This is a genomic window from Rhizobium pisi, from assembly GCF_003938655.1.
GTDB lineage: Bacteria > Pseudomonadota > Alphaproteobacteria > Rhizobiales > Rhizobiaceae > Rhizobium > Rhizobium pisi.
In genome coordinates this window covers 83657-110531 of sequence record NZ_RJJT01000022.1, presented here as the reverse complement: position 1 = coordinate 110531, position 26875 = coordinate 83657, and the positions used below count along the sequence as shown (strand labels likewise).

The following is a 26875-nucleotide window of genomic DNA, read 5'->3' as shown; positions in this document are numbered from 1 at the left end:
GGCGGTCGGGCAACGGTGCGCGCCGTGCTGTTCATGGCCACGTTGGTGGCCTGCCGCCATAACCCGGTTCTAAAAGCCTTCCGCGATCGCCTGGTCGCTTCAGGCAAGTCGAAGATCGTCGCAACCGTGGCTGCCATGCGCAAACTGCTCACCATCCTCAACGCCATCATTCGGGACCAGAAAGCATGGCAAAACGCTTGACTTCCAAGACAGTCGCTCTGCCCTGCCGGGCATCTCCCCCACAGGTGGGGAGATCGGCAAGAGGCTTGACCATCGCTCCCTCTCAAACGGCACCGACGACCACAAGGCTTGAGTTGTTTGGGGAAACCGGTGCGCCCAGCCAATCTCCACCCTTGTGGGGGGTCCGAAGGACGGGTCGAGACCCGTGGCTCGACCCCGGGCCCGGCAGGGCAGCGGGGGGTGCCACACGGGTGCGCAGCCCCAAGGGTGGAGCTTCGAAGCATGCGGCGCAGCGCCGCTCCTTGCATCATTCCCGCCACTCGCAGCACGTGCAAAGCGTCCGGTCTCTTGACCTCAAGCTGGGTTGGGGTTGCAGGTTGCCACCTGAACTGGAGATTGCCGTGATGAAAATCCTGGGGGACGAAGATCTAAACGATGGCGGGTTGATGGCTGTTGCGATCGATGCGCTCGAGGCGGCTTTTCTGGCCCGGGCGGGCGATCGGCTGATCTCTCCGCCCCGGCATCATGTTTCCTTTGGCGATCGGGGCGATCTGGTCTTTACCATCGGCGGCATCCTCGGCGAGGCGCCGCTTGCGGGTTTTCGGGTCTATGAGACATTCGGCGGGGCGGAGCATTGCCAGATCGTCGCGGTCTGGTCTGTTGACGACGCCAGGCTCAAGGGGATCGTGCTCGGCGAGCGGCTCGGCAGCCTGAGGACCGGCGCGATCGGCGGCGTCGCCATCCGGCATCTGAGCGCGCCCGATGCAAGGAGCGTCGGCATCCTCGGCAGCGGAGCGCAGGCGAGGACCCAGCTTGCGGCAGCCGCTGCCGTTCGAAAACTGGAGCGCGCCCGCGTCTTCAGCCCTGACGAGAAACGCCGTGCCGCCTTTGCCGACGAGATGGAGCGTGCACTCGGGCTGGAGGTGGTGCCTGTCGGCAGCGCGCGCGAGGCCGTTGACGACGCCGACATCGTCATCGCAGCGACGGCGAGCCGAGCGCCCGTCATCCATGCGGCGGATTTGAAGCCCGGCGTTCATATCAATACCGTCGGGCCGAAGACGTGCGACGGACACGAACTCGGACTCGATATCGCCGATGCGGCCGACGTGATCGCGACGGACTCCCCGGAACAGACCCGCGCCTACGCCTCGCCGTTTTTCCTCGCAGGCTCCGGCCATGAGCACCGCATGGCCGATCTCGCCGATATCATGGCAGGCCGTGCAGGCGGGCGGGGATCGCCGGAGGATACGACGCTGTTCTGCTCCGTCGGCCTTGCCGGAACCGAAGTCGTCGTTGCCTCGGCCATTCTCGATGTCCTGGGCGCACCTGCGTAGAAATTGATTCAAGGACGCGCTTCAAGCCGCTGTATTCACCCGGCTTGTCCGCCGGCGCCCGGCGCCAGACCCAGCACATCCCGCATGCTGTATTCGCCGGGGGCGCGGCCGGCGAGCCAGCGGGCGGCGGCAAGCGCGCCGCGGGCGAACATGGCGCGGTCGAGGGCGGAGTGGGAGAGCGTGATGACCTCCTCGGCGGCGGCGAAGAGGACGCTGTGCTCTCCGACGATGCCGCCGGCGCGCAGGACGGCGAAGCCGATTTCGCCTTGCGGGCGCTCGCCGGTGATGCCGTCCCGGGCGCGCCGCTCGACGGAGGCGAGCGAAACGCCGCGGCCGCTAGCGGCGGCTTCCCCCAGCATCAGCGCCGTGCCGGATGGCGCGTCGATCTTCCTGTTGTGATGGGCTTCGAGGATTTCGATGTCCCAACCCTCAGCGGGAAGGGCGCGCGCGGCTTGCGCGACGAGGCCCATCAGCATGTTGAGGCCGATCGAAAAATTGCCGGAGCGCAGGATGGGAATGCTGCCGGCGGCCTCCGCGATCAGTTCCAGCTCATCCGGCTCGAAACCGGTCGCCCCGATCACCAGCGCCGGTCCGCCGGCTGCTGCGCAGAGGCCCGCCAGTTCGGCCGCGGCACTGCCCGTGGTGAAATCCAGGATCACATCAGCCACCCCGATCGCGGCCGAACGATCGATCAGCCCCGCACCCGCCGAGCCGGGACGCCCGATGCCGCCGACGAACGCAAAACCGGGATCGGCCCCCAGCAAGGACTGGATGGCGCGACCCATGCGGCCGTTCGCGCCGGCGACGGCTATTTTGAGAGGTGAGGTCACGGTCTGTCCTTGTGGTGGCTCGGCGGTTGCTGCGAGGAGGATGGGACGAGGCGACTACCGCAGTTCGGGGCCGGTGCAAAGCCGGATTGCTGCCCGCGTTGCCGCAGCAGAACGCCGCTCATCGAAATAGCTCGGATCTGTCTTGCCCGGCTGCTGAACGGTTCAAGCGCAGGAACAGCAAAACGAGCGCGTAAACAAAGAGCACGATCGGTGTTTGCTCCAGGATGGGAAGCAGAATGAGCCCCTCGCCAGGTCCGGCCTCTTCGCCCGGCGCCATGGTCGGCAGCGCCAGTTCGCACAGAATAAATGTCGAGAAGAGTACCCACAGGAATGCGACTGCATGCGGCAGCCACTTGCGCCGCTTCATCTTGCGCGCAACGAAAATGGCCAAGAGAGTAGCCAGGATGTTCATCGCGAAGACAAGCGCGAGCGCGATGCCTGGCGGCAGGATCGTCGGGTAGTACGGGTCGTATTCCAGCATGCTCTTCAGCTCGCCCGGTCCTACCAATTGCCGGGGTCGGCGGTGTGGTCGATGCTGGCGAATTCGTCCGCCTTGTTCCGGTCGAGCTTCACGTCCGTCGTCACCTTCGCCTCGTCGGTGACCGCATAGCGATCGGGAACCTGGCCTGTGGCAAGCTCCTGATACATGAGCAGGGCGGCCTCCTCGGCGGTGTCGGCCTCGATCTCCCGGGTGATCGAAACGGTGAACTTGTGCATGGCGTCCGGCTTTCCTGATCGTGGCGGGCAGGTGCAGTTTCGCACGAGTTTTTGCCGGAGGACACTCAATTTCGCTGCCGGCGCTCAGATGCCGTGGTCTAGGGAGACTAGAAGGGCGGGGCGCGCGCGCCGGCGGCGGACGAATGCAAGGAGCGGCGCTGCGGGAGCGTTGGAGGATGTCGCGATTGCCCCTCACCCTAACCCTCTCCCCGCGCGCGGGGAGAGGGGACGTGCCATGCGAAAGGTTGGAGGTGGATGGAGAGGTTGCGGCACATTCCCTTCTCCCCGCGGGCGGGGAGAAGGTGGCGGCAGCCGGATGAGGGGCTGCGGGATATTGCTTTTTGCGATATGCGCGATGATGACTCCGCAGGAGCCTCGAAGGGCGGGGCGGGGCGGGTGCTCCGGCGCTGCCGTAGATCACTGGAGGCGGCGCCAGTCAGCCGTCTCCGGGAATTGACGAATCGGGGTCGTGGCGGCATGTTTTTGTCTGGCGCGACCTTCCGCCGAACCTCCTTTTATCCTCCCCGGCAGGGTCTTCATCAGGAGGCAAAGGGACTTTTTCGTCTCGGGTCGTCAACCTTGGTCCTGATGTCTGGGACGTGCTTGCCGGGGAATGCCGTCCGAGACAGGAAAGACCGAGACATGACCGAAAACGGAAACTTCAAACGCCGCGTGCGCGCCCGCGCTGCCAAGACGGGCGAGTCCTACACGACCGCTCTCATGCAGATGCGCCGAGCTTTCACCAAAGACGAAGGTCCTGAGATCAAACGGCTGCGTCTGGCTGTTGCGCAGACCAGATGTTACGACGACCCCCGCGATATTGCCGGGCTTCGCGAAAGCGGGCGGGAGATGCGCGGGCTGATGCGGCAGGCGCGGGAGGCGGGCGCCCGGCTCCTGCATTTTCCCGAAGGGGCGACCTGCGCACCGAACAAACGCATCATGTCGGCGATCGGCCCTGGGGAAATCGGGCCTTCCGACTGGCGCCGGTTCGAATGGGCCGTGCTGCGCGAGGAGCTCGATCAGACGCGCAGCCTCGCGCGCGAACTCGGGCTGTGGGTGGTGTTCGGATCAGTGCACCGGCTGACCGAGCCGCACCGGCCGCACAACAGCCTCTATGTCGTCTCCGATCGCGGCGCGCTGGTGACACGCTACGACGAACGGCTGCTTTCCAACACCAAGATCTCTTTCATGTACACGCCGGGTTCTATCCCCGTCACCTTCGAGATCGACGGCATCCGCTTCGGTTGCTCGCTCGGCATGGAGTGCCATTATCCCGAGATCTTCAGCGAATATGAGCGGCTCGATGTCCATTGCGTGCTGTTCTCGACCACAGGCGGGTCGCCGCCCAACGAGCCGTCCTTCGGTGCCGAGGCACAAGGACATGCGGCGACCAACAGCTACTGGGTCAGTTTCTCGATGCTGACCTATCCCGGATTGGAAGGTCAGCCCGCCTCTTCCGGCATCGTCGCCCCCGGCGGCCGATGGATGGCGCAATGCCCGGCGGATGGAGTGCCCGCGATATCGCTTGCCGATATCGACGACAATCCCGACGATCTCTCCCGGCCGTGGCGGCGCAAGGCCCGGTCCGGTCTCTACGATCCGCACCGGGTGGAAGGCGACCCGCGCAGCGACGGGCGGGATATGTTCTAGGTGGGTGGGCCGGCGGCGGACCAATGCAAGGAGCAACGCTGCGGCGTGTCCTTTGAGGCTCCGGCCTTTGGCCTGCGCACCTCAGGATGAGGAGCGTTGGTGGGTGCCGCGCCGATAGGGAGCGTTAGAGGATGCCGCGCCCACAAGGCGCGCTGGAGACTATCGCGCCGGTGAAGGGCGCGGGGGAATATCGCGCCAGCGTCCAAGAGAGCCTCACCCTGAGGTGCCCCGCAGGGGCCTCGAAGGGCGGGGCGGGTGCGCTGGTGGTGCCTTCTCACTTCGTGCGGGCGCGCGCCTGGCTTTCCTTCTTGATCGGTCGGCCGACCGGGCAGACTTCTTGCACGAAGCCGTTGAGCACGTTGACGAGATTGTTCTCGATCAGGGAATAGTGGACGAACTGGCCTTGTTTCTCACGCTTGATCAGGCCCGCGGTTTCGAGGACCGAGAGATGCTGCGAAACGGCGGGCTTGGACATGCTGAAGCGGTCGGCGATTTCGCCGGCGGTCAGCCCCGATGCCGAGAGATAGGCGAGGATCTTGCGCCGCGGCGCGCTTGATAGCGCGTGGAATACCCGCTGGGCAGCACTGGTGGAACTGCCTTCCATCATGTCGTCAAAAGCCTCGTCTTCCAAATCCGGTCTCCGTGCCTGCGGCATCGTCGCATCGATCGCGTAAGGAATTAAGCAGTTAATGTATTGCTTAATTGTTTTCGCTGATGCAAAGTAATTAGGTAATTCCTTAAATACTGAATTGGTGGGCGGCGTTCAAGCGGAGAATGCGCCCGAGGGGAAGGAGTTTGCCATGAGCAGCATTTCGACCGGGCGCATGATCGACAACGACAGCGATCCGCTGAGAGGCCGTGTGGCCTGGGTGCCCGCAAAGTCGATCTGGATCATTGCGATGACGGTGATTGCCGTCATCGGCGGGCCGCTGACCTTCACCCCCGGCGCCTTTGCCGTCTTCATTCTCCTGACCGCCGTCACGATCTGCCTCGGCCATTCCGTCGGCATGCACCGGCTACTGATCCACCGCTCGTTCCGCACTCCCCTCTGGATCGAGCACCTTCTCGTCTATCTCGGGACGCTGGTCGGCATGGCCGGCCCTTTCGGCATGATCTACGCGCACGACATTCGCGACTGGGCGCAACGGCAGCGGGACTGCCATGATCTTTATGCGCATCGGCGGTCTTTCTTCATCGACGCTTTCTGGCAGATGCATTGCGCCGTCGTGCTGGATCGTCCGCCACGTTTCGTCATCGAGGAGCGCGTGCGGCGCGACCGCTTCTATCGTTTCCTCGAGGCGACATGGATGGTGCAGCAGATTCCGGTCGCGCTCCTGCTGCTGGCCCTCGGCGGTTTGTCTTGGGCCGTGTGGGGAATTGCCGTGCGGATATCGGTGTCGCTGACCGGGCATTGGCTGGTCGGTCATTTCGCCCATCGCGGCGGCGATCAGGACTGGCGCGTCGATAACGTCGCGGTGCAGGGCTATAACCTGCCGCGTTTCGGGCTGGTGACCTTCGGCGAGAGTTTCCACGGCAACCATCACGCCTTTCCCGAATCGGCCAGGCTCGGCATCGAGCCGGGGCAGCTGGATCTCGGCTGGCATTTCATCCGGTTGCTGGCAGGCCTGGGCCTGGCTTCGGCGATCAAGCTCCCGCACATGATCGTACCGAGGGAGGGGCTGAGGCGCGTCATAGCATCGGAAACCGCCGCTGACGGTTATCCAAGAGGCGATATCCTCCCCGACAGGCCGTAAATCGCGCGATCCGGCCTTGGCAAGGTTTCGAATCGTGCTTTAGGTTGCGGCCCGAAACTAAAACGGGTCGAGCAAAGATGCGCCTTACGGACTGCTATAATTTTCACGATTTTCGGCGCATGGCCAAACGGCGGCTTCCCGGGCCGATCTTCGACTATATCGATGGGGCGGCCGATGACGAGGTGACGTATCGGCGCAACACGGCGGCCTTCGAGAATTGCGATCTGGTGCCCGACGTTTTGCGTGGGGTGGCCGATGTCGATATGTCGGTGACGGTCATGGGGCAGAAGCTTGCCATGCCGGTCTATTGCTCGCCGACGGCGCTGCAGCGGCTTTTCCACCATCAGGGGGAGCGGGCGGTGGCGGCGGCGGCGGCAAAATACGGCACGATGTTCGGCGTTTCCTCGCTCGGCACGATCAGCCTGGAGGAGGCGCGGCAGATCAGCAGCGGGCCGCAGGTCTACCAGTTCTATTTCCACAAGGACCGCGGGCTGAACCGCGAGATGATGGCGCGGGCGAAGACCGCAGGTGTGCAGGCAATGATGCTGACGGTGGACAGCATCACCGGCGGCAACCGCGAGCGCGACAAGCGCACCGGCTTTTCCATTCCCTTCAAGCTCAATCTCGCCGGCATGACGCAATTCGCGATCAAGCCTTCCTGGGCGATCGGCTGGCTGACGCATGAGCGCTTCGCCCTGCCGCAGCTCGAAAACCACGTCAAGATGGACGGCGGCTCGCTGTCGATCAGCCGGTACTTCACCGAGATGCTCGACCCCTCGATGTCGTGGAACGATGTCGCCGAGATGGTGCAGGCCTGGGGCGGGCAATTCTGCCTGAAGGGCATCATGTCGGTGGAGGACGCCAAGCGCGCGGTCGAGATCGGCTGCACCGGCATCGTGCTTTCCAACCACGGCGGGCGGCAGCTCGACGGCTCGCGCAGCGCTTTCGACCAGCTCGCCGAGATTGTCGATGCGGTGGGCGACCGGATCGACGTGATGATGGACGGCGGCGTGCAGCGGGGAACGCATGTTCTGAAGGCTTTGTCGCTGGGAGCAAAAGCCGTCGGGCTCGGCCGCTACTATCTCTTCCCGCTGGCCGCGGCCGGACAGCCTGGCGTCGAGCGCGCGCTGGAGACGATGCGCACCGAGATCGAGCGCGGCATGAAGCTGATGGGGTGTACCTCGGTCAGCCAGCTGACGCGGCGGAATTTGCGGTTTCGCGGCTGAGGGGTTTGCTTGCGCTTCGCGCGTTCGCGGTTTTGCCGCTCAGCCCCCTCATCTGCCTGCCGGCATCTTCTCCCCGCTGGGGAGAAGCGGACTCGTGGCAGCGTCTCGCCCTAGTTGAAAGCATCGGTGTGGCAGGAAGCTCGCGGCTTGCTCCCTCTTCGTCCCAGCGGGGAGAAGATGCCCGCAGGGCAGATGAGGGGGGTGAGAAGCGCGAGCGACGAACGCCTTGAGCGGCAAGCGAAAGGCAGATGACGCGCTGGCGGGCGATGAATGCAGGGCGGCGGCTGCCTTATTTTCCCGACCAGCCTCCCAAAGCGATCTTCCGCACCGGCATCGTGAAACCTTTCGATTTCTGAGCCGTTGTCGCTCACATGGCCGACGTAACATCGAAATTGGAATCGGTCGACGGCGCCGATGCGCAAGGTGCCGAGAAGTCGCGCCAAGCGAAGGCATCGACTGTTGAGGCCGGGCCGCCGCCGGATGCCATCGAACCCGACAAGGACCTGACGCCCGAGGAGGCCGAGCAGGCGCGCCGGAAATATTTGCTGAAGCGGTTCTGGATTAGCGCGCGCGGTTACTGGGGACGCGGCGGTGACGGCTTCGCCTGGCCGTGCTCCATCGGGCTGCTGGTCATGATCGGTATGAATGTCGGCTTCCAGTATGGCATCAATCTCTGGAACCGCGGGATTTTCGACGCCATCGAGCGACACGATGCCGGCACCGTCTATTTCTTCGGCGCCGTGTTCCCGCCGCTCGTGCTCGGCAGCGTGGCGCTCGTCACCTTCCAGGTCTATGTCCGCATGATGATCCAGCGGCGCTGGCGCAAGTGGCTGGCGACTGCATTGATCGCCCGGTGGCTCGCAAACGGCCGATATTATCAGCTGAACCTCATCGGCGGCGATCACAAGAACCCGGAGGCGCGTATCTCCGAGGATCTGAGGATCGCCACCGAGGCGCCCGTCGATTTCATCGCCGGCGTCATCTCCGCCTTTCTCTCGGCCTCGACCTTCATCGTCGTGCTCTGGACGATCGGCGGGGCTTTGACCCTGCCGATCGCCGGGGCGTCCGTCACCATTCCCGGCTTTCTCGTCGTCACGGCGGTGCTTTACGCCATCATCACCTCGACGACGATCGCCGTCATCGGGCGGCATTTCGTGCGGGTCTCCGAGGTCAAGAACCAGGTGGAGGCCGAGTTTCGCTATACGCTGACGCATGTGCGGGAAAACGGCGAGAGCATCGCGCTACTCGGCGGCGAGGAGGAGGAGCGCAGCGACCTCGACAAGACATTCTCCAACGTGCTGAAGCAATGGGCGCAGCTTGCGCACCAGCATATGCGCACGACCTTCGTCTCGCACGGCTCGATGCTGATTGCGCCCGTCGTGCCGGTGCTGCTCTGCGCGCCGAAATTTCTCGAAGGCAGCATGTCGCTGGGTGAGGTCATGCAGGCGGCCTCCGCCTTCGCCATCGTGCAAAGCGCCTTCGGATGGCTTGTTGATAATTACCCGCGCCTTGCCGACTGGAACGCCTGCGCGCGGCGCGTCGCCTCCTTGATGATGTCGCTCGACGGGCTGGAGCGCGCCGAACAGAGCGACGCGCTCGGGCGCATCCGGCATGGCGAAACGGAAGGCGAGGCGATGCTGAGCCTCAACGATCTCGCCGTGTCGCTGGATGACGGCACCGCTGTGGTCAAGGAGACGCAGGTCGAGATCGAGCCGGGCGAGCGTGTGCTGGTCGCGGGCGAATCCGGCTCGGGCAAGAGCACGCTGGTGCGCGCCATCGCTGGCCTCTGGCCCTGGGGCCACGGCAGCGTCGATTTCCACGCCGACAGGCGATTGTTCATGCTGCCGCAGCGGCCCTATATCCCCGCCGGCACGCTGCGCCGCGCCGTCGCCTATCCCAATGCCGCCGACGGCTGGCCGCTGGAGGAGATCAAGGCGGCGCTCGACAAGGTCGGGCTCGACTACCTGAAGGACAAGCTCGAGGAGGAAGCGCCGTGGGATCAGACCTTGTCCGGCGGCGAAAAGCAGCGGCTCGCCTTTGCGCGCCTACTCCTGCACAATCCCGATATCATCGTGCTCGATGAAGCGACCTCGGCGCTCGACGAGAAGAGCCAGGACAAAATGATGGAGATGGTGATCGAGCAATTGCCGAAGGTCACCATCGTCAGCGTCGCCCACCGCGCCGAACTCGAAGCCTTCCACAGCCGCAAGATCACCCTGGAGCGGCGCGAAGGCGGCGCAAAGCTCGTCAGCGATATCGATCTCGTCCCACGCGCAAGAAAACGCAACGTGCTCCTGCGCCTGCTGGAGGATGGGCGCGCGCTTCCGAGGGGCAAGACGCGGTTGAGCAAGGTGGAGGGGCCGCGGAACGGGAATTGAGGTCGGGTTGACGATGAGGAAAGGGTGTGCCGTGGGGCTACCCCCCTCTGCCCTGCCGGGCATCTCCCCCACAAGGGTGGAGATCGGCTGGGCGAGATGGCTTCCCCAAACAATTCAAGCCCAAACTCAGGCATTGTGATTGTCGATGCCGTTAGAGAGGGAGCGATGGTCAAGCCTCCTGCCGATCTCCACCCTTGTGGGGGAGATGCCCGGCAGGGCAGAGGGGGGTGCCACACGGCACAACGTCTTGAAATGCCTTGCAGGGGCCTCGAAGGGTGCCGGCGCTGGGGTGGATGCTAGGCGCAGCGTTGCGGCGTGTCCTTCGAGGCTCCGGCCTTGGCCTGCGCGCCCCGGGATGAGAAGCGCAAGAGGGTCCCGCGCCTTGGGGTCACAGGCGCGGGAGGACGATGCCGTGGGTGGCTTTCGCCGGGCGGCTATTCTTGCGTCGTCGTCGAGGCGGAATTCTCGAGCGACTCGCGGATCTGGTCGATCTTGCCGTTTGCATCGCCGACGCCGAGAATGGTCTTGGCACGGTCGAAGGCAGCGGGGCTGATTTCGCCTGACTTGGTGGCGGAGGCCAATGCGTCTTCCAGGGCCTCGTCTCCGAGCAGCGGATCGTCGGGCGAAGGCTCGGTTCCGTTGGCGATCTCGTATCGGGCATAGGCCACCGCATAGGCTGAGATCGCCGTCATGCGCGGATCCGAGGTGTGCATCAGCGCCCTGTAATTGCGATGCAGCGAATTCAGGCCGGCAAGCTGGGCGGAGACGTTCTTCTCCTTGGTGGTGACAGTCTTGCCTGACTTGGTGTTTTCGGACTTGCCGGACTTGTTTTCGGACTTGTCATGGGCCTCGCCGGATTTGCCGTGTTCGCCGCCCTGGGATTTGAGGCTGCCATGGGTGGAGCCGCTGTCCTGGTCGTCGTTGCCGTTTCCGTTGCCGCCGCCATGGTTTTCGCTGTGACCGCCGCCGTTGCCGCCACCATTACCGCCGCCGTTGCCACCGCCATTGCCGCCGCCGTTTCCGCCACCATTGCCGCCGTCCTTTGCCAGGGCGGCCGCATCGAGCCCGATAATCGTTACCGGGCTTGCGGCAAGAGCCAGAGACGCGGCAAAGAGGGGTGCCAGAATTGCTATGCGCATCGTTTTTCTCCGAACCAGAGCATGAAATCTCGATAATCGAGGCTCGCCAGGCGCGGCGCGGGCCGCATTCGCTCAAGCAGACGAAGATTAGATGGAGATCGCGAGTCGCACATCGGGCGATGGTCCGGAGCCGCTGGGTCTATGGTCCTAGACGTGGCCGAATGCTTAACGATTTTTTCGCCGGCGGGCCGTTGGCCGACGGCGCAAGCTGGTCGGGCGGAAAATCCGGAGCCGCGGCACCCCTTGACGGGAGCGGCGGCAATCCTGCCTACTTCACTGAGGCAACGGGGGCAGGGGCATGGACAATCCGTCAAGAGAACCGTCAGGCAGGCCGGAGAAGAGGCCTGAGAACAGGCCAGAGAACAGGCAGCTGGCGCGTGATCCCTCCATCACCATCCGCCGCATTCTCAAGGTCAACCATGCCGGCGAGTTCGGTGCGATCAGGATCTACGGTGCCCAGATTGCGGTGGCGCGGCGGCTGTTTCCGGAGATGGTGCCGGCGCTGGAAGAGATGCGCGAAGACGAGATCGAGCATTGCCGGCTGTTTTACGAGGCGATGCCGGCAAGGCTCGCCAAGGCCTGCCGCGTAATGGCGTTCTGGAGCCTCGGCGGCGCCGTGCTCGGTTTCCTGACCGCGCTTTGCGGGCGCAACATGATCTGGATCTGCACCGAAGCCGTCGAGGGCACCGTCCACCGCCATCTGGAGGACCAGCTGGCTTTCCTTCTGACGCGCGATCGCGATCTCCATGCCCTGATCGCCTCGATCCAGGAGGAGGAACTGGCGCATCTGAGAAAAGCCGAAGATAATCAGAAAGGCCGGGGGCTGGGCCGCGCATTGTTCCTGCCCGTCGTCGGCGCCCTGACCGACCTGATGATCTGGCTCTCCACCTGGGGAGATTCGAGCTGGATGCGCGCCGAAATTGCGCGCGAGATATAACGCCCATTTGGGCATGGGTGTCGGAATCCCGTCTGGCCGGCCGTCTTCAAGAAGGACGAGTTCTCGAGTGTGCCCTTGACGGTGGCCGCGTTAGTTCTGCCTACTTCGCGCAGTGGATTTGGGCGGAGACACCGTCAATTCGTCGACCGGGTCGGACGCGAGCTGCAAATCCTCTTTGGAGATGCAATTGTCGTTTTACTCGTCGAAAATTCATGAACTCTTGAACTTTCAGCATCAACTGCTTTCGGCATTCAGCCAGAGCTACCCGCAGGCGAATGACTTTACGCATCTGCTCAATTTCCCTCGATCGGGAATGCTCGTCGTTGACGGGCAGCGGTGGAAGTTTGCGAAACACGGCGTGGGCTTGAGGTTCGAGAGAGAGGAACCTGTTCCACATCTGGTTGTGGAAATGCATGATCAATTTGGAGATTGCGCGAAAGTGGATTGGTGGAGGCTCACGCTGTTTCTGGAATCGATGGGCATTGCAACCCAACGGGCGGATGCGGAACGAGCCGTATTGGAGCACAATCGCAGAACCCAATAGGTCGGTCCGGCAGCCATGTGCGCTTAGAGCCATCTGGATCCCGCCGCCGGCACTATATTGGGCATGGGTGTCGGAATTCCGTCTGGCCGGCCGTCTTCAAGGGGGACCAGCTATGGAGAATGACAATGACCATTACCATTACCGCCTTTGAACGGTCGCCGGATCGCGGCAGGGGGCTCGCGCGCGACATGCGGGTTCGCTGGGCGCTCGAAGAAGTGGGCGAGCCTTACGAGGTTCGTCTTCTCTCCTTCCAGGCGATGAAGACGCCTGCGCATCTGGCGCTGCAACCTTTCGGGCAGATTCCGACATATGAGGAAGGCGATCTCGCCTTGTTCGAGTCCGGGGCGATCGTGCTGCATATCGCGGAGCGCTATCCGGGCCTGCTGCCGAGCGATACCAACGGCCGGGCGCGGGCGATCGCATGGATCTTTGCCGCGGTCGCCACGATGGAGCCTGTTGTCATCGAACGCGAGATGGCAAGGATTTTCGAGCGCGGCGAGAGCTGGCACGACGCGCGGCTTCCTCTCCTCGAAAAACGCATCCGCACGCGGCTGAGCGAACTTTCCGCCCACCTCGGCGACGCCGACTGGCTCGACGGCGCCTTCAGCGCGGGAGACCTGGAGATCATCTCGGTGCTGCTGCGGCTGAAGGGATCGGAGCTCTTGGCGGAACATCCGAACCTTTCGGCCTATCTCGCCCGCGGCGAAGCGCGGCCTGCTTATCAGCGTGCCTTTGCCGCTCAGTTGGCGGTGTTTAAAGCCGCATCGGCTGAGTGACGAGGGTTGGCCGTTTTCGCGTCGCGGAGAATCTGATTCATGCGATCCGATTAAGTCTTTGTTTTTATGCGTGTCATCTCACCCTCAGCGGCTCCAGTGCCATCGCACGATCGGCGGGGTGGAGTGGCGGTCGATGAAGACGAAGGCGGTGCCGTCGGAGCCGAAATTCACGAAATCGACGCCATAGGACTGGGCGCCGTGTTCTGCGATGACCGACATCGGGGATGAGGCGGCAGGCGGTTTGGTGGGAGCGTGGTGTTCCCATTCGGTCTCGCCTGCGATTTCCTTGTAGATGCTGACGGTGCAGCCGACGACGTCGGCTGGAGGCGCAGCACCGTCGATATAGACCATCTGATGGATCTGCAGGAGGAACTCGAAAGGCGGGCAGGTAATGCTGGATGGGTCGAGCGTCACGCCATTGCCGGTCCAGTAAGGCACTCCGCCAGCCTTGGTGTTCCAGCGGCTGTCGAAGCCGAAGGGCTGGGCAATGTCGTCGGGCAGGTTCATGTGATCGCCATCGTCGTAAAAGGAGGAGACCTGCTCCGGCGGCACGGGATCGTCATGCGGTTCCCAGCCGGAGATCCAGACTTCGCCATTGATGCTCTGGTTGCCATCCTCATCCGGCGGCTGTTCCGTCAGGCCGTGTCCGATTTCCTCGCATCTCAAGATCACGGCTTCGCATCCGCCGGCGCCGTAGCTGAGGCAGAGGAGATTGGCGCAGAAGAAGAGATGCAGCACGCCGCCCGCCGAACCGAGATCGATCGCCGGCGGATCATGCTCGAGCTGCGCGACCATGCTCATGGGATAGAAGCAGTCGGGGCAGACGGGCCAGCGGGCCTGCGGAAAGCCCCACGGCCGGCCGCCGAGCTTGGAGACAAGACGATCCTGCGGCTGTTGCAAGGCGGCGAGTTCGAATGTCGGGCGATAGAAGCGCATGTGTTCGATCCGTGTTGCCGCCGGTGGCGGGAGGCGCGTGATTGTCTCGCATTTTAGCGATCTGATTCAAAGCTTTGAAGAAGTTGTGTGATGTGTTGCACTTGAGGCAGGGGGTTGCAATGCTGGATGTATTATTCGCCTTTCGCGGGCGTTTGACGAGGTGGCAATATCGGGTCGCGTGCATGGTCACGTCGCTCATCATCGTCTGTATCGTTGCCGTCGGCTTCTGGATCGCGAAGCCGCAGGCCATGAGCAGGCCGGGCATGGGGGCGGGCGCGGTGCTTCTTATCCTGGCGATCGCCGCTTTGCCTTCCGTCTGGATGAGTCTCAGCATCCAGGCCGCGCGAATACGAGATATAGGCTGGGACCCGCGCATCGTGATGACGGCAGCCCTGGCGGTCAACGTCGTTGCATTTCTTATCGCGCTGCTGATGCGGGAATGGCCGATGACCGAGCTTATCTCGAAGCTGGTAAAGGGCGCGAACATTGCCTACGGCCTCGGCCTGCTCTTGTTGCCGAGCAACTATCACGTCCCGGCCGATCCGACCTTCGATACGCCGCCCACTCCGATGCGTTCGGCCAGGGTGGAAGCTTCTCCGGCGCAGCGTCTGCCGGGCCGCAACGGAGCCACCTTCGGCCGCAGGGGGCTGTAAGCCTCGGTGCGTCGTCTTGTCGATCTTTCATTCCGGATTGGATAGTGTGAACTGCCGCGGCGCGCGTGTTGTCTTCGACCGCGGAACTGGAGTTCGCGGTGGAAGATGAACAGGAAAGAATACGGCGAGGCTCTGAAGAGCTGGATGCGTTTCTGCGCCCCGGCCTGATTCGGCAAATGCGGCAATTCTGGAAGGAGCTGCGATACACCTGGCCCGATAAAAGGGGCTCGTCCGCATCCAAGAATGGTGAAGGCGAGCCCAAGGGCTGAATTGGCTTCAGTAGAAGTGCGGCGAGGTCGGGAGGAAGCCTGGCTTACGCAGAGGCACAATCTCAAGTGCCAGGCTTCCCTCGGGTCCTCTGTGCAGGACGGCTCCGATCTTAGATCATTCCGCAATTGGAACTAGTTGGACCAAGGTCCCAAGGCGGAGTTTTTGGGGCAGACGTCGCTTTGAATCGTTTTGGCCGGTAGGCTTGCTGCGGCGCCCTGGTTCCCAACCTCTCGGCCCTCGTTCCCTTCCTCGGGTCTAACTCGAGGGACGTCACAGGCAACCGGTGCGCCCAAGTCCTTGGGCACGGAAGACGCTGTTTATCCAGGGTCGGGATCCATTGATTCAGAGGGAGAGGTGAGTGCTGACGTGGACAACGACCTAGAGGCCGGTGAGCAATTTCTTCAGTAGAGCGTTCAGAGTTTCCTGCTCGGCCGGCGTTAGCACGGAGATTAATCGCTCTTCCAGCGCCACCATCGGACCAATCAAATCGTCTATCGCGCGCTTGCCGCCGGTCGTTAGCGCAATTTGCTTGCCGCGCCGGTCGTTGGGATCGGGGCGTCGTTCAACCAGCCCAGCGCGCTCGAGCCGGTCCAGGCGGCTCGTCATGCCGCCCGAGGTGATCATTGCGGATTCGTAGAGCTGCGTAGGTGAAAGCATATGGGGTTCACCGGCGCGTCTGAGCGGTGTGAGCACATCAAATTCACCTACGTTCAGGCCGGCTTCCTTGAGCAACGGGTTCATGTGATCGCGGATCACGCGCGCGGCGGCATCAAGCAGGCGACCTACCGTTTCAACAGGCAACATTGGAAGCTCGGGGCGCTCGCGAGCCCATTCCTTAGCTGCGGCCTCGGCACGATCCATGGCAAATATTCCCTCGGTAAAATGTATCTTGCTATTAAGATACATTACATCTACTAACATTGTAGCAAGACAATAACGCGGGGTGCAGCCCTGGAGAAGGAGAAATTCATGCCCAAAATGATTTTCGTGAACCTGCCTGTCCGTGACCTCTCGGCGTCGACGGCGTTCTACGTGGCGCTCGGCGGCACTGTGAACCCGCATTTTTCGGGCGAGAAATCCACCTCGCTCATGTTCTCGGACACGATCGGGGTGATGTTGCTGACCCATGACCACTACCGCGAATTCACCACACGCCCGATCGGCGACGCACGGCGCGACAGTCAGGCAATGATCGTCCTCACTGTCGATGACCGCGACGCCGTCGATGCGACAGTGAACAGCGCGGTTGCGGCGGGCGGTCGCGCCGATCCCAACCCGGCACAGGATCTTGGCTTCATGTACAACCGCCACATTGAGGACCCGGATGGCTATGTTTGGGAAATTGTATGGATGAACCCGGCGGCGAACGCCTGAACGTAAAGCTACGCAATGAGCGCCGCGCGGCAGGTCGCTGGCCGGCGCTTTTGCCGCTTTTCGCTCTGGTTCCGCAACAGGCCTGCGTCAGTAGAAGTCCGACCTGATCACCCAGCCGCCGGGCGTTCGGAAGAGATAGATCGATCCGGCATCTCCGACATAGAGGCGACCTTTGTCGTTGCTGTCGATCTGAAGGCAGAACTCGCCGTCCTCGGGCCAGTTATCGCCTTGGATCCAGGTCGGCCAGCCGCCGAGTTTCACGGGACATGTGCGGCGGTGCTGATTGGCCTCTGTGGCGTAGCGGCTTTTGAAGAACCAATCACTATCGTTGGATTGCGCGACGCGGTCCGGGAGTTCGAAGGCGATATCGTCCCAGCTTGGCTGTTCCGGGGCGCTTGCGCGCCATAGAACCGGGAAAGTCGGAAGTGCGTCGCTTTCCCTGTAGCCGGGACCGATCGGCACGAGGCCGGCGATCGCCGGATAGGTGCGGACGGCAAAGCCCTTGCCATTCTCGGCATCGTCAAGCGGGACGTCTTCGAGGTCCATCCAGATGGTGATGAAGGCAATGCCGGAAAAGGCAGGAAGGGCCTCGGCAAGTTCATCCAGCCGGATCTGAAGGAGCGGATGCATCGGCCGGCCGGAGGCCTCGCAGACAGGCACAGCCTCGCCCTCCGCGCCAAGGAAGTTTCCGCCCCACCAGCTTCTGGCCCGGTTGTCTTTCTCAGGCCTCTCACCGCCGATTTCGCCGAAGACGGCGGGTCGGAGCATCTGCTGCAGCATGAGAAGTGCCGATTCCATCGCCGCTTGGCTCGACGCGCCATCTTTGGGCGCGCCATTGGGCTCGTCCTGCCGCTTGCGAATGCCGATCATCGATTTCAGCAATTCCAGCAAATTCATTCCACGGCTCCCTTCGCCATCACCCACCCGCGCCCTGATACCTGCTGTTGGCATAGCGCCAATAGGCCATCGCTATCAGCACCCAGAGCGGACCGGCCACCAGCGCCACGGCGCCTGCCCAGTCTCCGAGGATCGGGATGGGTTTGCCGAGGAGGGCGCCGACGGGGACGGAGCTGGTGAGGGCGAGCGGTACGGCGGTGATGAGGACGAGCTGGATGCCGCCGGGGAAGATGTTCAGGGGGTAGCGCGTCAGCTCCCAGAAGCCGAAGAAGATCGAGAAGAGGTGGTTGGAGCGCACCCAGATCAGCGCCGTGGCGCCGATCATGGTGATGATGGCGGCGGTCAGCAGCGTGGCGCTGATGATTGCGGCGATGAAGAACAGCGCCGAGGGAACCGTCCAGGCGACATCGACGGAGAGGACGGCCCAGCCCATCAGCGGCACTGCCAGGAGGATGTGGCCGGTATAACCGATGTTGAGGCCGGAAAAGATCAGATAGGCCCAGGGGCTGAAGGGCTTGACCAGCAGCGTATCGTAAGTGCCGAGACGCACCAGCTCCTCGAGGTCGCGCAGCTGCGTGAAGCTCATCGCCGCGCCCAGCGAATAGGCGAGCAGCTGGAAGCTGAAAAGCAGCGCGAGCTCCGGCCAGCGCCAGCCCCCCAACGTATCGAAGCGCGAGAGCAGGATGCCGATGGTGGCTAAGACGCTGCCATAGGAGAGGATCTGCGCCAGGCGATCGAGCCAGAAGGCGCCGCGATATTCCAGCTGCGAGCGGACATGCATGCGCACCAGCAGGGGAAGGACGCGAAGGTGATGGATGAGCATCAGTCAGCCTCCCTGCACGGTGATGCGGGTGGAGGCGCAGCGCCAGAGCCAGAAGACGCCGGCGAGGAACACGGCCGCCCAGGCGAGACCAAGGCCGAAATGGAGCCAGACCTCGGCCGTTGAAAGCCTGCCGAGATAGACGGCATTGGGATAATAGACCACCCAGGCGAAGGGCAGGTGGCGGGCGACGGTGGCGAGCGGTTCGGGGAAGAACCAGAAGGGCACCAGCAGGCCGGAGAAGAGTTGCAGCAGGGCGCCGAGGATCCAGTCCAGCGAGAAGCTCGTCATCAGCCAGAAGGCGATGAAACCGCAGAATGCCGACATAAGCGACAGCAGGACGAAGGAGAGCACCCAGAAGGCGACGAACATGACGCCATCGAACGCACTTGCCGGCGGCAGCATGCCGTAAAACAGCGCTGTGATAGCGACGGTCGGGACGACCTGGGTCATCAGCCGATAGCCGAAGCTGCCGCATTCATTGGCGAAGACATAGACCGGATAGGAGATGGGTTTCAGCAGCCAGACTGCGATATCGCCTGACTTCAGCGCCTGGCCGATCTCTCTGATGATCCTTTCGGGGCGGGTCGCGCCCATGACCGCGCCGCCGAGCAGCGCATAGGTCACCATCTGCTGCAGGGAGACGCCTTCGACCACGGCGCCGCCGATGCCGGCAAAGGCGGCAAGCCATATGGCGACGCGGGCGAAGACCTGCACCAGCTTGCCGAAGATATTGGCCCAGACTTCGTTGCGGTAGGCGAGTTGCGCGTGAAAGGCGCTGCGTGCGAAAGCAAGGTAAGCGCTCATGGTGTCGGCGCCTGGGCGTTGCGTGCAAAGGCGAGATAGGCGCTCATGATGCCCGGGCTCTCGCATTGCGGCGCTGGTAGAAGGTGCGGATGACCTCTTCGATATCGGGCTCGTGCAGTGCCACGTCCTTCAGGCCGCGATTGCTGCCCACCTCGGAGAAGATTTTCACCAGGGACACGTCTTCCCGCTCGATCAGGTAATTCTTGCGCAGGCCTTCGTCGCTGACGAGCGAAGCGGTGTGGAGCGGCAGCGGGCCGGGGTCGGTTGAAAATTCCAGCGTCAACCGCCGGGCCGAGCCGAGGGCGGCGCGCAGGCTCTTCAATTCGCCATCGAAGATCAGCCTGGCGTGATCGACCATGATCAGCCGCGGGCAGATGGTCTCGATATCCTGCAGGTCATGGGTGGTGAGGATGATGGTGACGCCGCGCTCGCGGTTGATCTCGGCGAGGAAGCGCCGCACGGCATCCTTGGCGACGACGTCGAGGCCGATCGTCGGCTCGTCCAGGAAGAGGATCTTCGGATCATGCAGCAGCGACATGACGATCTCGGCGCGCATGCGCTGGCCGAGGCTCAGCTGACGCACGGCGCGATCGAGGAAGGGCGTGAGATCGAGCAGCTCGCTGAAGTGGCGGAGATTGTCGGCATAGCGGGCGACCGGGATATCATAGATGCGCTGGTGCAGGGTGAAACTGTCGATCAGCGGCAGATCCCACCAGAGCTGGCTTCGCTGGCCGAAGACGACGCCGATCTCGCGGGCATTGGCCATGCGGGAGAGATGCGGCGTGCGGCCGAGCACGGAAACCGTGCCGTCGCTCGGCACCAGAATGCCGGTCATCATCTTGATCATGGTGGATTTGCCGGCGCCGTTGGGCCCGAGATAGCCGACAGCCTCGCCGGCCTCGATATCGAAGCCGATATCGGAAACGGCGGTGACCTCGGTATATTCGCTTGTCACCAGCGTCCTGAAGGCGCCGAGGAGGCCGGGAAATCGCCTGTGCTGCCGGAAGCGCTTGCTGACGCCCCGGGCCTCGATCAAAGCCGTCATGTCTATTTCCCCAGAGGATAATTCAGCCGACTCGGCGGCGACAGGGGTGGAGAGTGCAGGCTAGCGCGATGTGGGATTCGTGCAAGGGTAAGTTGAGGTTTGGGCGATCACATCGACCGTAGTCACTCGTGATGCTGAGGCAATGTTGCTCCTTCCATCTTGCTCCTTGCTGTCGTAAATCAGCATGGATTTTCGGATGTCCGCGCGACGCGATCTTGGGTTGAATGACTTGGTTAAATTTTGGCAGCTGATCACATGCTACCGTCATCGCAGCGAGCTTTGGGCACTGCGCCTGGCGATGCAGGTGCCGTTTTTGGCGATGCTTCCGATCGCATTCATAGTGATTTTCTGGTGGTGCATTGCCCCGCTGCCTGTTGTTCTGCCGATTATTCTGCTGCTCGAGAATCTTGGCCAATTTGGCGGAATAGTCTTGGCTATTTTAGCAATGCCGGCTCTTTTGGTGCTGGTGCTCGTCGCACCATGGTTTTTTGGATGGTACGGAATTGCGGCCAGTCTGATGTTTGGTCGGTCCACGGCGGCGAGAGCCAGGGAGAAAGCCTTGGCGGAAGCAATTCAGGGCTATCGGGCGAAAACCGTCGCTGCGGGAAGCGTTTGACGCCACGACCAGCACGATGTGAGATTCGTTCAGGCGGAAGCTGCTTTTGGGGCAATCACACCTGCAGTCCGAACCAAGTCTTCATCGCGTCTTCAAGACCATCCTGCGTCCCGTCGCCGACCCAGGCGACATATCCGTCGGGCCGGATCAGCACGGCTGACGGAGCGGAGACCGGGCCTAGCGCCGGGAGTTCCCATGGTCCCGCATATCTGGCGTGAACCAGGGTGACGTCGTCCGACCACGGCGTGATGTCGAAGCTGCCGGCGTCGTCGAGAACGAGGAGCACCGGCCGCGCGTCATGGAGGAGCGTGAAGACGCGGGTGGGGCCATCCGATGAGGTGAGATCGAGATCGGGCATGCGGCGGCCGAGGAGGGGGTGGCCTTGGCCGAGGTCGTAATGGATGGCAAGGCCGGACATTTCGGCGGCAATGCGTTTGCGGGGCTCGTCCATGCCCAGCAGTTCCATCATGATATCACGCAGGGCTTCGGTGCGGTCATCGGCCCGCTGCAAGGCGACCTGCGCCATCGTCGTGCGCAGCACGCGGGCGCCGACCGGATGCCGCTCGGCGTGATAGGTGTCGAGCAGGGCGTCGGGCGATTGTCCTTTCAGCACCCTGGCGAGCTTCCAGCCGAGATTGACGGCATCCTGCACACCGGTGTTGAGGCCTTGCCCGCCGACCGGAGAATGCACATGGGCGGCATCGCCGGCGAGGAAGATCCGGCCCTTGCGATAGGCCGCCGCCTGGCGCGACATGTCGGTGAACCTGGAGATCCACTTCAGGCCATGGATGCCGTAATCCGTTCCGAATGCGGCGATGAGCGCCTGCTTGAGGTCGTCGAGTGTTGGCTCGGCAGTGGCGCCCGGATTTTTGTCAGGCACCATCACGCCGATCGGGCCTTCACTGGCAAAGATGACCTTGCCGTCGCGGATTTCATATTCGTCCCGGCCGAAGGCGTAGATGCCAAGCGCGGTGCGATGGACGCCCAATGACGGCTCCTCTGCCATCTCCACCTCGGCGAGAATATTGCCTGATGTCGCGTCCCATCCGTCAAAGGCAATGCCGGCCGCCTTGCGGATCAGGCTGCGGCCGCCATCGCAGCCGACGAGGTAGCGCGCCCTGAGCGAGGCGCCGTCGGAGAGTTCGACGGTGACGCCCGCGCCGTCCTCGGCAAAAGAGGTCACATCACGGCCGCGATAGATCGGCACCGAGAGTTCGCCGACCCAGCCGGCGAGAATGCGCTCGATATGCTTCTGCCGCAGCGCCAGACCATAATTGTGCCGGGTCGGGGTATCGCTGATATCAAGGCGCGTGACCGCAAATCCCGTGACCTGGGCGATCTGCCCTGCCGCAAGGAAGCGGTCGACGATGCCGCGCTGATCGAAAACCTCCAGCGTGCGGGCGCTGAGACCGCCGGCCCGCGTGCCGAAAAGCGCCTGGTCGGGGCGGCGTTCGACGATGGCGACGTCGATGCCGGCCAGCGCCAGCTCGCCCGCCAAGGTGAGGCCTGTGGGACCTGCTCCTGAAATCACGACTGCATGTTCCGTCATCGGCAAATTCCTCCTGCTGGTTGCGATTGGCCGGTTGCGGCAGCCGGCGCCGCCTTTGCCCGATCTCCGCGCGCCCTATATCGGCGATATGGATAAGATCTACGTCCTGCTCATTTTCGCTGCGGCTATTGCCATCATCTTTGTCGGCGGCCGATGGAACACCTCCGATGTCGACCATTACATGGGCTTCGACAATCTCCGTTCGCGCCGCAAGCGGCAGGCTCCGAGCGACGAGGCCGATGGGAAGGAAGAATGAAGTGGCATTCCTGTCGGTTCCAGGGGAGCGACCATGTCGGCAAACTCCTCTTCCGTCAGGCTCGGGTTTGTGCCCCAAGCATCTGCAACCGGTCGATAGGGCCGCAGATCCTGGGCACGGGGCCATTGCCGTCCGGTTCACGTCGATGGCAATGCCAGCAGAAAATTTAGCGGGAACGTTTCCCCAAGCTCCCTCATTCCTGTGCTCGTCACAGGAATCCAGCCACGGCGCGTCCGCGCCGTGAATGAATCAATAGTTCGAAAGAAAGAGTCTTTCGCGCCCAAGGACTTGGGCGCACTGGATTCCTGTGACAGGCACAGGAATGAGGGAGCCAAAAAGCCAGCTTGTCCGTTCCCTTCGGGCCGCCTGACGGATGACAGACGTATCCGGCGAAATCCCCTGAAGCACGCTGTTCTGATGTCGCATAGCATTGAATTCTGCTCCTGCCTGAAAACCCAAGAAACGTCAGCTTCCCCGGTTTCGGGAACGCTGACGCAGGATCGTCGCCGCGTTTGCCGGCATCGGCCGCTCTACGCGCCTGTAGATGCTGCCGTCGCGCGTGCGGGTCATCAGGCCGAGTTCGTAGAGTTCACGCCGCAGCAGGGCGTGATCTCCGAACAGGTGCCTGTCGCGCAGAAGGGCGCTGACCTCCTTTTCGGACATCTCCCTGGCCGCGGGAATTTGGGACCAGAGAACCCAAAGCGCCGCTATCTGATCCATGCGTCTTGCGGGCCAGCGCATCAGGCGAAGGTCGTCATCGAAGCTGCGTTGGACGCGGTTGACCAATTTTCGATCGATCTCGTCCTCGACACCGGGCGCCGGTGCGGCGGGGGCTTCCACACTGCCCGATGGTTCTGCCCTGGCGCGCAGGCTCTGGAAACTGCCGTGACCGGCAGCCCTCGCCAGCATGTTCAGGAACTGGAGGTGAGAGGGAAGCCCATCATGCCCCGAGAGCTGCATGCGGAGCGATTTGGCAAATGAAGACGTGTCGCTCACAGTGAGCGGAATGAGTTTTCTGGACATGACCTATCCTTCGGTCGTGCCGTTCCAAACGGATGATCGGTGATCGCCCTTCCGACATGGCACGGGATCGGTGTCCATATCTTCGTGATTGTCAGGTTTAGCGTGTTCCGGAGAACGGCGATGCCTGGGTGAACTGCAGACCCGATGCAGCGACTACCATCTCAACTGCGATATTTCAACCGTTTTCAAGCTCGGCGGGCTTTTCAGCGCCTGACGGTTGCATCGTCGCAGGGACATCAGTCCCGGACAAAATCCGCGGCGGTGAGGGGAATGGGTCTGTAGCCGCCGACATCCGCTATGCCGTATTCCCGCGCCAGCTCCGCCGCGACCAGGACGCGTCCGGTCTTCGACATCAGCTTGGGGTCGCGCCAGAGCCCCGCAATGACATGGCCGATGAACTGGGGTGACTCGGAATTGGACATGTCGAAATAATCGGCATTGCGCAGCACCGCCTCGGTGCGCACCAGTCCGGGATAAAGGGCGGCTGCGGCGACATTGTGCGGGCTGAGCTCATGGGCGAAGTCGGCAGCCATCTTGTCGGCGGCGGCCTTGGCCACGCCGTAGATCGCATTGCCCTCGTAGAGCTGGGCCGCCCAGAAGGAAATGTTGACGATCAGGCCGCGCCTTGCCGAAATCATCAGCGGCGCGACGGCGCGCGACATCATGAAGGCGCCCCTCAGAGCGGTTCCGATCATGGCGTCCCAGCGCCAGTCGGGCTGCTCCCAGAAGGGCTGGGGCCAGGTGAAATGCCCGTCTTCGACCATGTTTTCGTAGCCGGGCCAGGCGTTGTTCACCAGAATATCAAGCTTGGCGCCGGCGCGGATCTCTTCGGCCACGCGCTCGGTGTCGGCATCCCTGCCGTGGTCGCATCGATGGACGAAAAGGCGTCCCGGCAGCGTTGCGGCTTCATGCTCGAGCCCTTCGAGGGAACCCGTGCGTTCGGGCACGTTCGCATCCGCCTCGAAACGGGTCCTGCCGGTGACATGGACCGTGGCTCCTTCCGCAAGCAGGGCAAGCGCAATGCCGCGGCCTATGCCGCGACTTCCACCGGTTACCAAAGTGACGACATCTTTCATGATGGCCGGCCTCCTGGATGATGGGCTGTCGATCGAAGCAGCTGGGGCGTCATATTGGCACTGCGGCCTGTCCGGCGCGACGGCTTTTTCGAGAAGGATCTCTCGCGCTCAACTATAATCCTGACGGCGTTGGCGCTAAAATGCGCCTCTGATGTGGCTGGCCTCCGGCCGGCAGGTTGGTAAATTCGCCATTGCACAGGAGACGGCATGACGAAGCATCGCATCTACTCAGTCAGCGTCGCGAGCGTCTATCCCCACTATATCGCGAAGGTGGAGAAAAAGGGACGCACGAAGGCGGAGGTCGATGAGATCATCTGCTGGCTGACGGGACACAGCCCGGCGACTTTCGCCGAACAGTTGGCTGAGAAAACCAGTTTCGAGGATTTTTTTGCGCAGGCGCCCGGGATGAACCCCGCCCGATCGTTGATTACGGGCATGATCTGCGGCGTGCGCGTGGAAGACATCGAAGACACCACCATGCGGGAAATCCGCTACCTCGACAAACTGGTCGACGAACTCGCCAAGGGGAAGGCGATGGAGAAAATCATGCGGCAATAGCGGCTCGCGCCGTGCTGCCGCTATTCGACGAGGCCGAGGATCGGGCCGTAGCCGCCGTGCCAGGAGCGGTCGTCGCGCCCAAGCGCCGGATCGTAGAGCCCGACGCCGTGGCCGCCATCGAGGAAAAGCGCATCCTGGCATTGCAGCTGGTCGCGGAAGAGGCGGGCGAAATCGTGGAAGTTCACGTCGCCTTCGCTGATCGCGAAACGGACGGAGCCGCCGCAGATGCCGACGCCGCCGCGTCGGGTCCGGTCCGTCGAGCCGGGGATGAAGATCTGGTTCAACGCGCTCGATATGACGAGCATCGGCCCGGACTGGGTGGCGAAGCGCGCGACCGGGCGCCTGTCCAGGAAGTCATCGGTCGGCAGGATCTTTGCGCCCTCTCCATCGAGAAAGAACACGCCGTTCGGCTTCTTGTAGAAATTCGGCAGCGACCCGGCGGCGCCGTTGGCCTTCGCCCTGTTGGCCGGCCGCAATTCCTTGCCGTTCTCGACATAGAGCCCCATCGGCGAGAAATCCTGCCGGTACATGCCGGCGTTGAGCGCGAAGACCAGATGTCCCCCGTCGGCCTCGACGGCTCCGGCGACGCTGGAGAAATAGCGGTGAGGCTCGCCATTCTCGTTCTTCCAGAACAGCCGCAGATCGGCTTTTCCCGCATCCACCGTACAGACGATATAATCAGACCCTTCGAATGTCTGCGGCGCACAGGGCTCGGCCTGCGCTTGTTGCCGAGAGGCGACTGCTGCCGCGAGCAAGGTAGCGGCGGCGAGGAGGACGTGTTTGAGGGGTGTGATCGGCATGCGCTTTCTCTCGGATCGGTGAGACTGCAATATGCGGTCGGCGGGGCAGGGGCAATGACCGGATTGCGGGGGGAAAGGTTTCAGACCCCTCCCCAACCCCTCCCCACAAGGGGGAGGGACTAACCCCGCGGCTCTCACCGCATTCAGGTTCCAGCGCCGAGCATGCGGTTGGCCCGTTGGTTGCGAGGCGGTACTACGATTTAGCCCCCCCTTGTGGGGAGGGGTTGGGGAGGGGAATTTACCCTCCGTAAAGTCCCGTTGATGTTCTTGTTATGTTCATGATCATAAGCTATGAATTCTCTCGTGTTCCGCAACTGGGAGAGAAAAGATCATGAGTGTTTACGCAACCGTCGGTGCGCTCGATCTGGATCGATCGAGCGCCTTTTACGATGTGGTGCTGGCAACGATCGGCTGGAGCAAATACAAGGAGTTTCCCGGCTGGCGCGCCTATTCCGAAGGGGGCAAGGGCGAGGGTTTCGTTCTCTGGGTCTGCGAGCCGTTCAACGGCGAGGCGGCAAGCGCCGGCAACGGTGCGATGATCGGTTTCATGGCCAAATCTAGTGCCGCGGTGCATGCTTTCTACGAAGCCGCGATCGCCAACGGCGGAACGGATGAGGGCGGCCCCGACCCGCGCCCGCAATACGGGCCGGATTGGTACTCTGCCTATATGCGCGACCCGGCCGGGAACAAGATTGCGATTGTTTATAACGGGTGAGCCGCTCCTCTCCCG

The 26875-nt window shown here is 62.9% G+C and carries 29 protein-coding genes and 1 pseudogene; 15 read left to right on the top strand and 15 right to left on the bottom strand.

Going from position 1 to position 26875, the window contains the following annotated elements:
* Together EFD55_RS26130 and EFD55_RS26125 are read left to right on the top strand one after the other, a co-directional pair.
* Positions 1-201 (top strand): annotated as a pseudogene (locus EFD55_RS26130) (IS110 family transposase); the annotation flags it as partial.
* Between the two features lie 383 nt (positions 202-584).
* Complete coding sequence (locus tag EFD55_RS26125) at positions 585-1514, top strand: ornithine cyclodeaminase family protein (RefSeq protein ID WP_183736848.1); 930 nt, start codon at positions 585-587, stop codon at positions 1512-1514.
* A gap of 35 nt (positions 1515-1549) precedes the next feature.
* Here EFD55_RS26125 and dapB read toward each other — a convergent pair whose 3' ends face one another.
* The 3 genes from dapB to EFD55_RS26110 all read right to left on the bottom strand — a co-directional run bounded on the left by dapB (position 1550) and on the right by EFD55_RS26110 (position 3061).
* Positions 1550-2344 (bottom strand): 4-hydroxy-tetrahydrodipicolinate reductase, encoded by a 795-nt coding sequence (gene dapB / locus EFD55_RS26120; protein WP_125848871.1) that lies wholly within the window; start codon positions 2342-2344, stop codon positions 1550-1552.
* 118 nt (positions 2345-2462) lie between these two features.
* The gene (locus EFD55_RS26115) at positions 2463-2825 is read right to left on the bottom strand and encodes a hypothetical protein (RefSeq protein WP_245438557.1); all 363 of its coding nucleotides are present in this window, start codon (positions 2823-2825) and stop codon (positions 2463-2465) included.
* 20 nt (positions 2826-2845) lie between these two features.
* Entirely contained in the window at positions 2846-3061 is a 216-nt protein-coding gene (locus tag EFD55_RS26110) for a hypothetical protein (RefSeq protein WP_125848869.1), read from the bottom strand.
* Positions 3062-3703: 642 nt separating this feature from the next.
* Between EFD55_RS26110 and EFD55_RS26105 the strand changes: the two genes are divergently transcribed.
* The gene (locus EFD55_RS26105; protein ID WP_125848867.1) at positions 3704-4711 is read left to right on the top strand and encodes a carbon-nitrogen hydrolase family protein; all 1008 of its coding nucleotides are present in this window, start codon (positions 3704-3706) and stop codon (positions 4709-4711) included.
* A 274-nt stretch (positions 4712-4985) separates the two neighbouring features.
* On the opposite strand, the gene EFD55_RS26100 is transcribed toward EFD55_RS26105, so the two are convergent.
* Entirely contained in the window at positions 4986-5342 is a 357-nt protein-coding gene (locus EFD55_RS26100; RefSeq protein WP_125848865.1) for a metalloregulator ArsR/SmtB family transcription factor, read from the bottom strand.
* Between the two features lie 169 nt (positions 5343-5511).
* On the opposite strand from EFD55_RS26100, the gene EFD55_RS26095 reads away from it, so the two are divergent.
* The 3 genes from EFD55_RS26095 (at position 5512) to EFD55_RS26085 (ending at position 10069) form a co-directional block, all read left to right on the top strand.
* Positions 5512-6465, top strand: a complete 954-nt coding sequence (locus tag EFD55_RS26095; RefSeq protein WP_125848863.1) for an acyl-CoA desaturase — start codon at positions 5512-5514, stop codon at positions 6463-6465.
* Between the two features lie 77 nt (positions 6466-6542).
* The gene (locus EFD55_RS26090) at positions 6543-7691 is read left to right on the top strand and encodes an alpha-hydroxy acid oxidase (RefSeq protein ID WP_125848861.1); all 1149 of its coding nucleotides are present in this window, start codon (positions 6543-6545) and stop codon (positions 7689-7691) included.
* A 371-nt stretch (positions 7692-8062) separates the two neighbouring features.
* Complete coding sequence (locus EFD55_RS26085; RefSeq protein WP_125848859.1) at positions 8063-10069, top strand: ABC transporter ATP-binding protein/permease; 2007 nt, start codon at positions 8063-8065, stop codon at positions 10067-10069.
* A 434-nt stretch (positions 10070-10503) separates the two neighbouring features.
* Here EFD55_RS26085 and EFD55_RS26075 read toward each other — a convergent pair whose 3' ends face one another.
* Positions 10504-11208 (bottom strand): hypothetical protein, encoded by a 705-nt coding sequence (locus EFD55_RS26075; RefSeq protein WP_125848857.1) that lies wholly within the window; start codon positions 11206-11208, stop codon positions 10504-10506.
* A 298-nt stretch (positions 11209-11506) separates the two neighbouring features.
* Between EFD55_RS26075 and EFD55_RS26070 the strand changes: the two genes are divergently transcribed.
* The 3 genes from EFD55_RS26070 (at position 11507) to EFD55_RS26060 (ending at position 13465) form a co-directional block, all read left to right on the top strand.
* A complete protein-coding gene (locus EFD55_RS26070; RefSeq protein ID WP_125848855.1) occupies positions 11507-12145 on the top strand; it encodes a demethoxyubiquinone hydroxylase family protein in 639 nt (212 codons plus the stop codon).
* Positions 12146-12332: 187 nt separating this feature from the next.
* Positions 12333-12689, top strand: a complete 357-nt coding sequence (locus EFD55_RS26065; RefSeq protein ID WP_245438555.1) for a DUF6896 domain-containing protein — start codon at positions 12333-12335, stop codon at positions 12687-12689.
* A 125-nt stretch (positions 12690-12814) separates the two neighbouring features.
* A complete protein-coding gene (locus tag EFD55_RS26060) occupies positions 12815-13465 on the top strand; it encodes a glutathione S-transferase family protein (RefSeq protein WP_125848853.1) in 651 nt (216 codons plus the stop codon).
* Between the two features lie 84 nt (positions 13466-13549).
* Here EFD55_RS26060 and EFD55_RS26055 read toward each other — a convergent pair whose 3' ends face one another.
* A complete protein-coding gene (locus tag EFD55_RS26055) occupies positions 13550-14401 on the bottom strand; it encodes a hypothetical protein (RefSeq protein ID WP_125848851.1) in 852 nt (283 codons plus the stop codon).
* Between the two features lie 119 nt (positions 14402-14520).
* Here EFD55_RS26055 and EFD55_RS26050 point away from each other — a divergent pair, with 119 nt between their 5' ends.
* Entirely contained in the window at positions 14521-15054 is a 534-nt protein-coding gene (locus EFD55_RS26050) for a DUF805 domain-containing protein (RefSeq protein ID WP_125848849.1), read from the top strand.
* Positions 15055-15702: 648 nt separating this feature from the next.
* On the opposite strand, the gene EFD55_RS26045 is transcribed toward EFD55_RS26050, so the two are convergent.
* The gene (locus EFD55_RS26045) at positions 15703-16185 is read right to left on the bottom strand and encodes a MarR family winged helix-turn-helix transcriptional regulator (RefSeq protein WP_205909819.1); all 483 of its coding nucleotides are present in this window, start codon (positions 16183-16185) and stop codon (positions 15703-15705) included.
* A gap of 108 nt (positions 16186-16293) precedes the next feature.
* On the opposite strand from EFD55_RS26045, the gene EFD55_RS26040 reads away from it, so the two are divergent.
* Positions 16294-16698, top strand: a complete 405-nt coding sequence (locus EFD55_RS26040) for a VOC family protein (protein WP_125848847.1) — start codon at positions 16294-16296, stop codon at positions 16696-16698.
* An 87-nt stretch (positions 16699-16785) separates the two neighbouring features.
* Here the strand turns inward: EFD55_RS26040 and EFD55_RS26035 are convergent, their stop codons facing one another.
* From EFD55_RS26035 to EFD55_RS26020, 4 genes are read right to left on the bottom strand one after another with little or no spacing between them, the layout of a single operon-like run.
* On the bottom strand, positions 16786-17595 hold the full coding sequence (locus EFD55_RS26035) for a DUF1963 domain-containing protein (RefSeq protein WP_125848845.1): 810 nt from the start codon (positions 17593-17595) through the stop codon (positions 16786-16788).
* Positions 17596-17614: 19 nt separating this feature from the next.
* The gene (locus EFD55_RS26030; RefSeq protein WP_125848843.1) at positions 17615-18418 is read right to left on the bottom strand and encodes an ABC transporter permease; all 804 of its coding nucleotides are present in this window, start codon (positions 18416-18418) and stop codon (positions 17615-17617) included.
* 3 nt (positions 18419-18421) lie between these two features.
* Positions 18422-19222, bottom strand: a complete 801-nt coding sequence (locus tag EFD55_RS26025) for an ABC transporter permease (RefSeq protein WP_125848841.1) — start codon at positions 19220-19222, stop codon at positions 18422-18424.
* A gap of 43 nt (positions 19223-19265) precedes the next feature.
* Entirely contained in the window at positions 19266-20267 is a 1002-nt protein-coding gene (locus tag EFD55_RS26020) for an ABC transporter ATP-binding protein (protein ID WP_125848839.1), read from the bottom strand.
* A gap of 196 nt (positions 20268-20463) precedes the next feature.
* Between EFD55_RS26020 and EFD55_RS26015 the strand changes: the two genes are divergently transcribed.
* Positions 20464-20883 carry a hypothetical protein gene (locus EFD55_RS26015; protein WP_245438554.1) on the top strand — a complete coding sequence of 140 codons (420 nt, stop codon included), beginning with the start codon at positions 20464-20466 and terminating at the stop codon, positions 20881-20883.
* A gap of 55 nt (positions 20884-20938) precedes the next feature.
* On the opposite strand, the gene EFD55_RS26010 is transcribed toward EFD55_RS26015, so the two are convergent.
* Positions 20939-22432: an FAD-dependent monooxygenase gene (locus tag EFD55_RS26010; RefSeq protein WP_125848838.1), complete on the bottom strand. Its 1494-nt coding sequence runs from the start codon at positions 22430-22432 to the stop codon at positions 20939-20941.
* 55 nt (positions 22433-22487) lie between these two features.
* Here EFD55_RS26010 and EFD55_RS26005 point away from each other — a divergent pair, with 55 nt between their 5' ends.
* Entirely contained in the window at positions 22488-22688 is a 201-nt protein-coding gene (locus EFD55_RS26005) for a hypothetical protein (protein ID WP_125848837.1), read from the top strand.
* A gap of 465 nt (positions 22689-23153) precedes the next feature.
* On the opposite strand, the gene EFD55_RS25995 is transcribed toward EFD55_RS26005, so the two are convergent.
* Both EFD55_RS25995 and EFD55_RS25990 read right to left on the bottom strand, forming a co-directional pair.
* Positions 23154-23711, bottom strand: a complete 558-nt coding sequence (locus EFD55_RS25995; protein WP_125848835.1) for a DUF2087 domain-containing protein — start codon at positions 23709-23711, stop codon at positions 23154-23156.
* Between the two features lie 236 nt (positions 23712-23947).
* Positions 23948-24787 (bottom strand): SDR family NAD(P)-dependent oxidoreductase, encoded by an 840-nt coding sequence (locus EFD55_RS25990; protein WP_125848833.1) that lies wholly within the window; start codon positions 24785-24787, stop codon positions 23948-23950.
* Between the two features lie 207 nt (positions 24788-24994).
* Here EFD55_RS25990 and EFD55_RS25985 point away from each other — a divergent pair, with 207 nt between their 5' ends.
* Positions 24995-25345, top strand: coding sequence for a DUF2200 domain-containing protein (locus EFD55_RS25985; RefSeq protein ID WP_125848831.1), 351 nt, complete (start codon positions 24995-24997; stop codon positions 25343-25345).
* 20 nt (positions 25346-25365) lie between these two features.
* Here the strand turns inward: EFD55_RS25985 and EFD55_RS25980 are convergent, their stop codons facing one another.
* Complete coding sequence (locus EFD55_RS25980) at positions 25366-26139, bottom strand: phosphodiester glycosidase family protein (protein WP_183736854.1); 774 nt, start codon at positions 26137-26139, stop codon at positions 25366-25368.
* Positions 26140-26476: 337 nt separating this feature from the next.
* Between EFD55_RS25980 and EFD55_RS25975 the strand changes: the two genes are divergently transcribed.
* Positions 26477-26860, top strand: a complete 384-nt coding sequence (locus EFD55_RS25975) for a VOC family protein (protein ID WP_125848827.1) — start codon at positions 26477-26479, stop codon at positions 26858-26860.
* Positions 26861-26875: the final 15 nt, after the last annotated feature.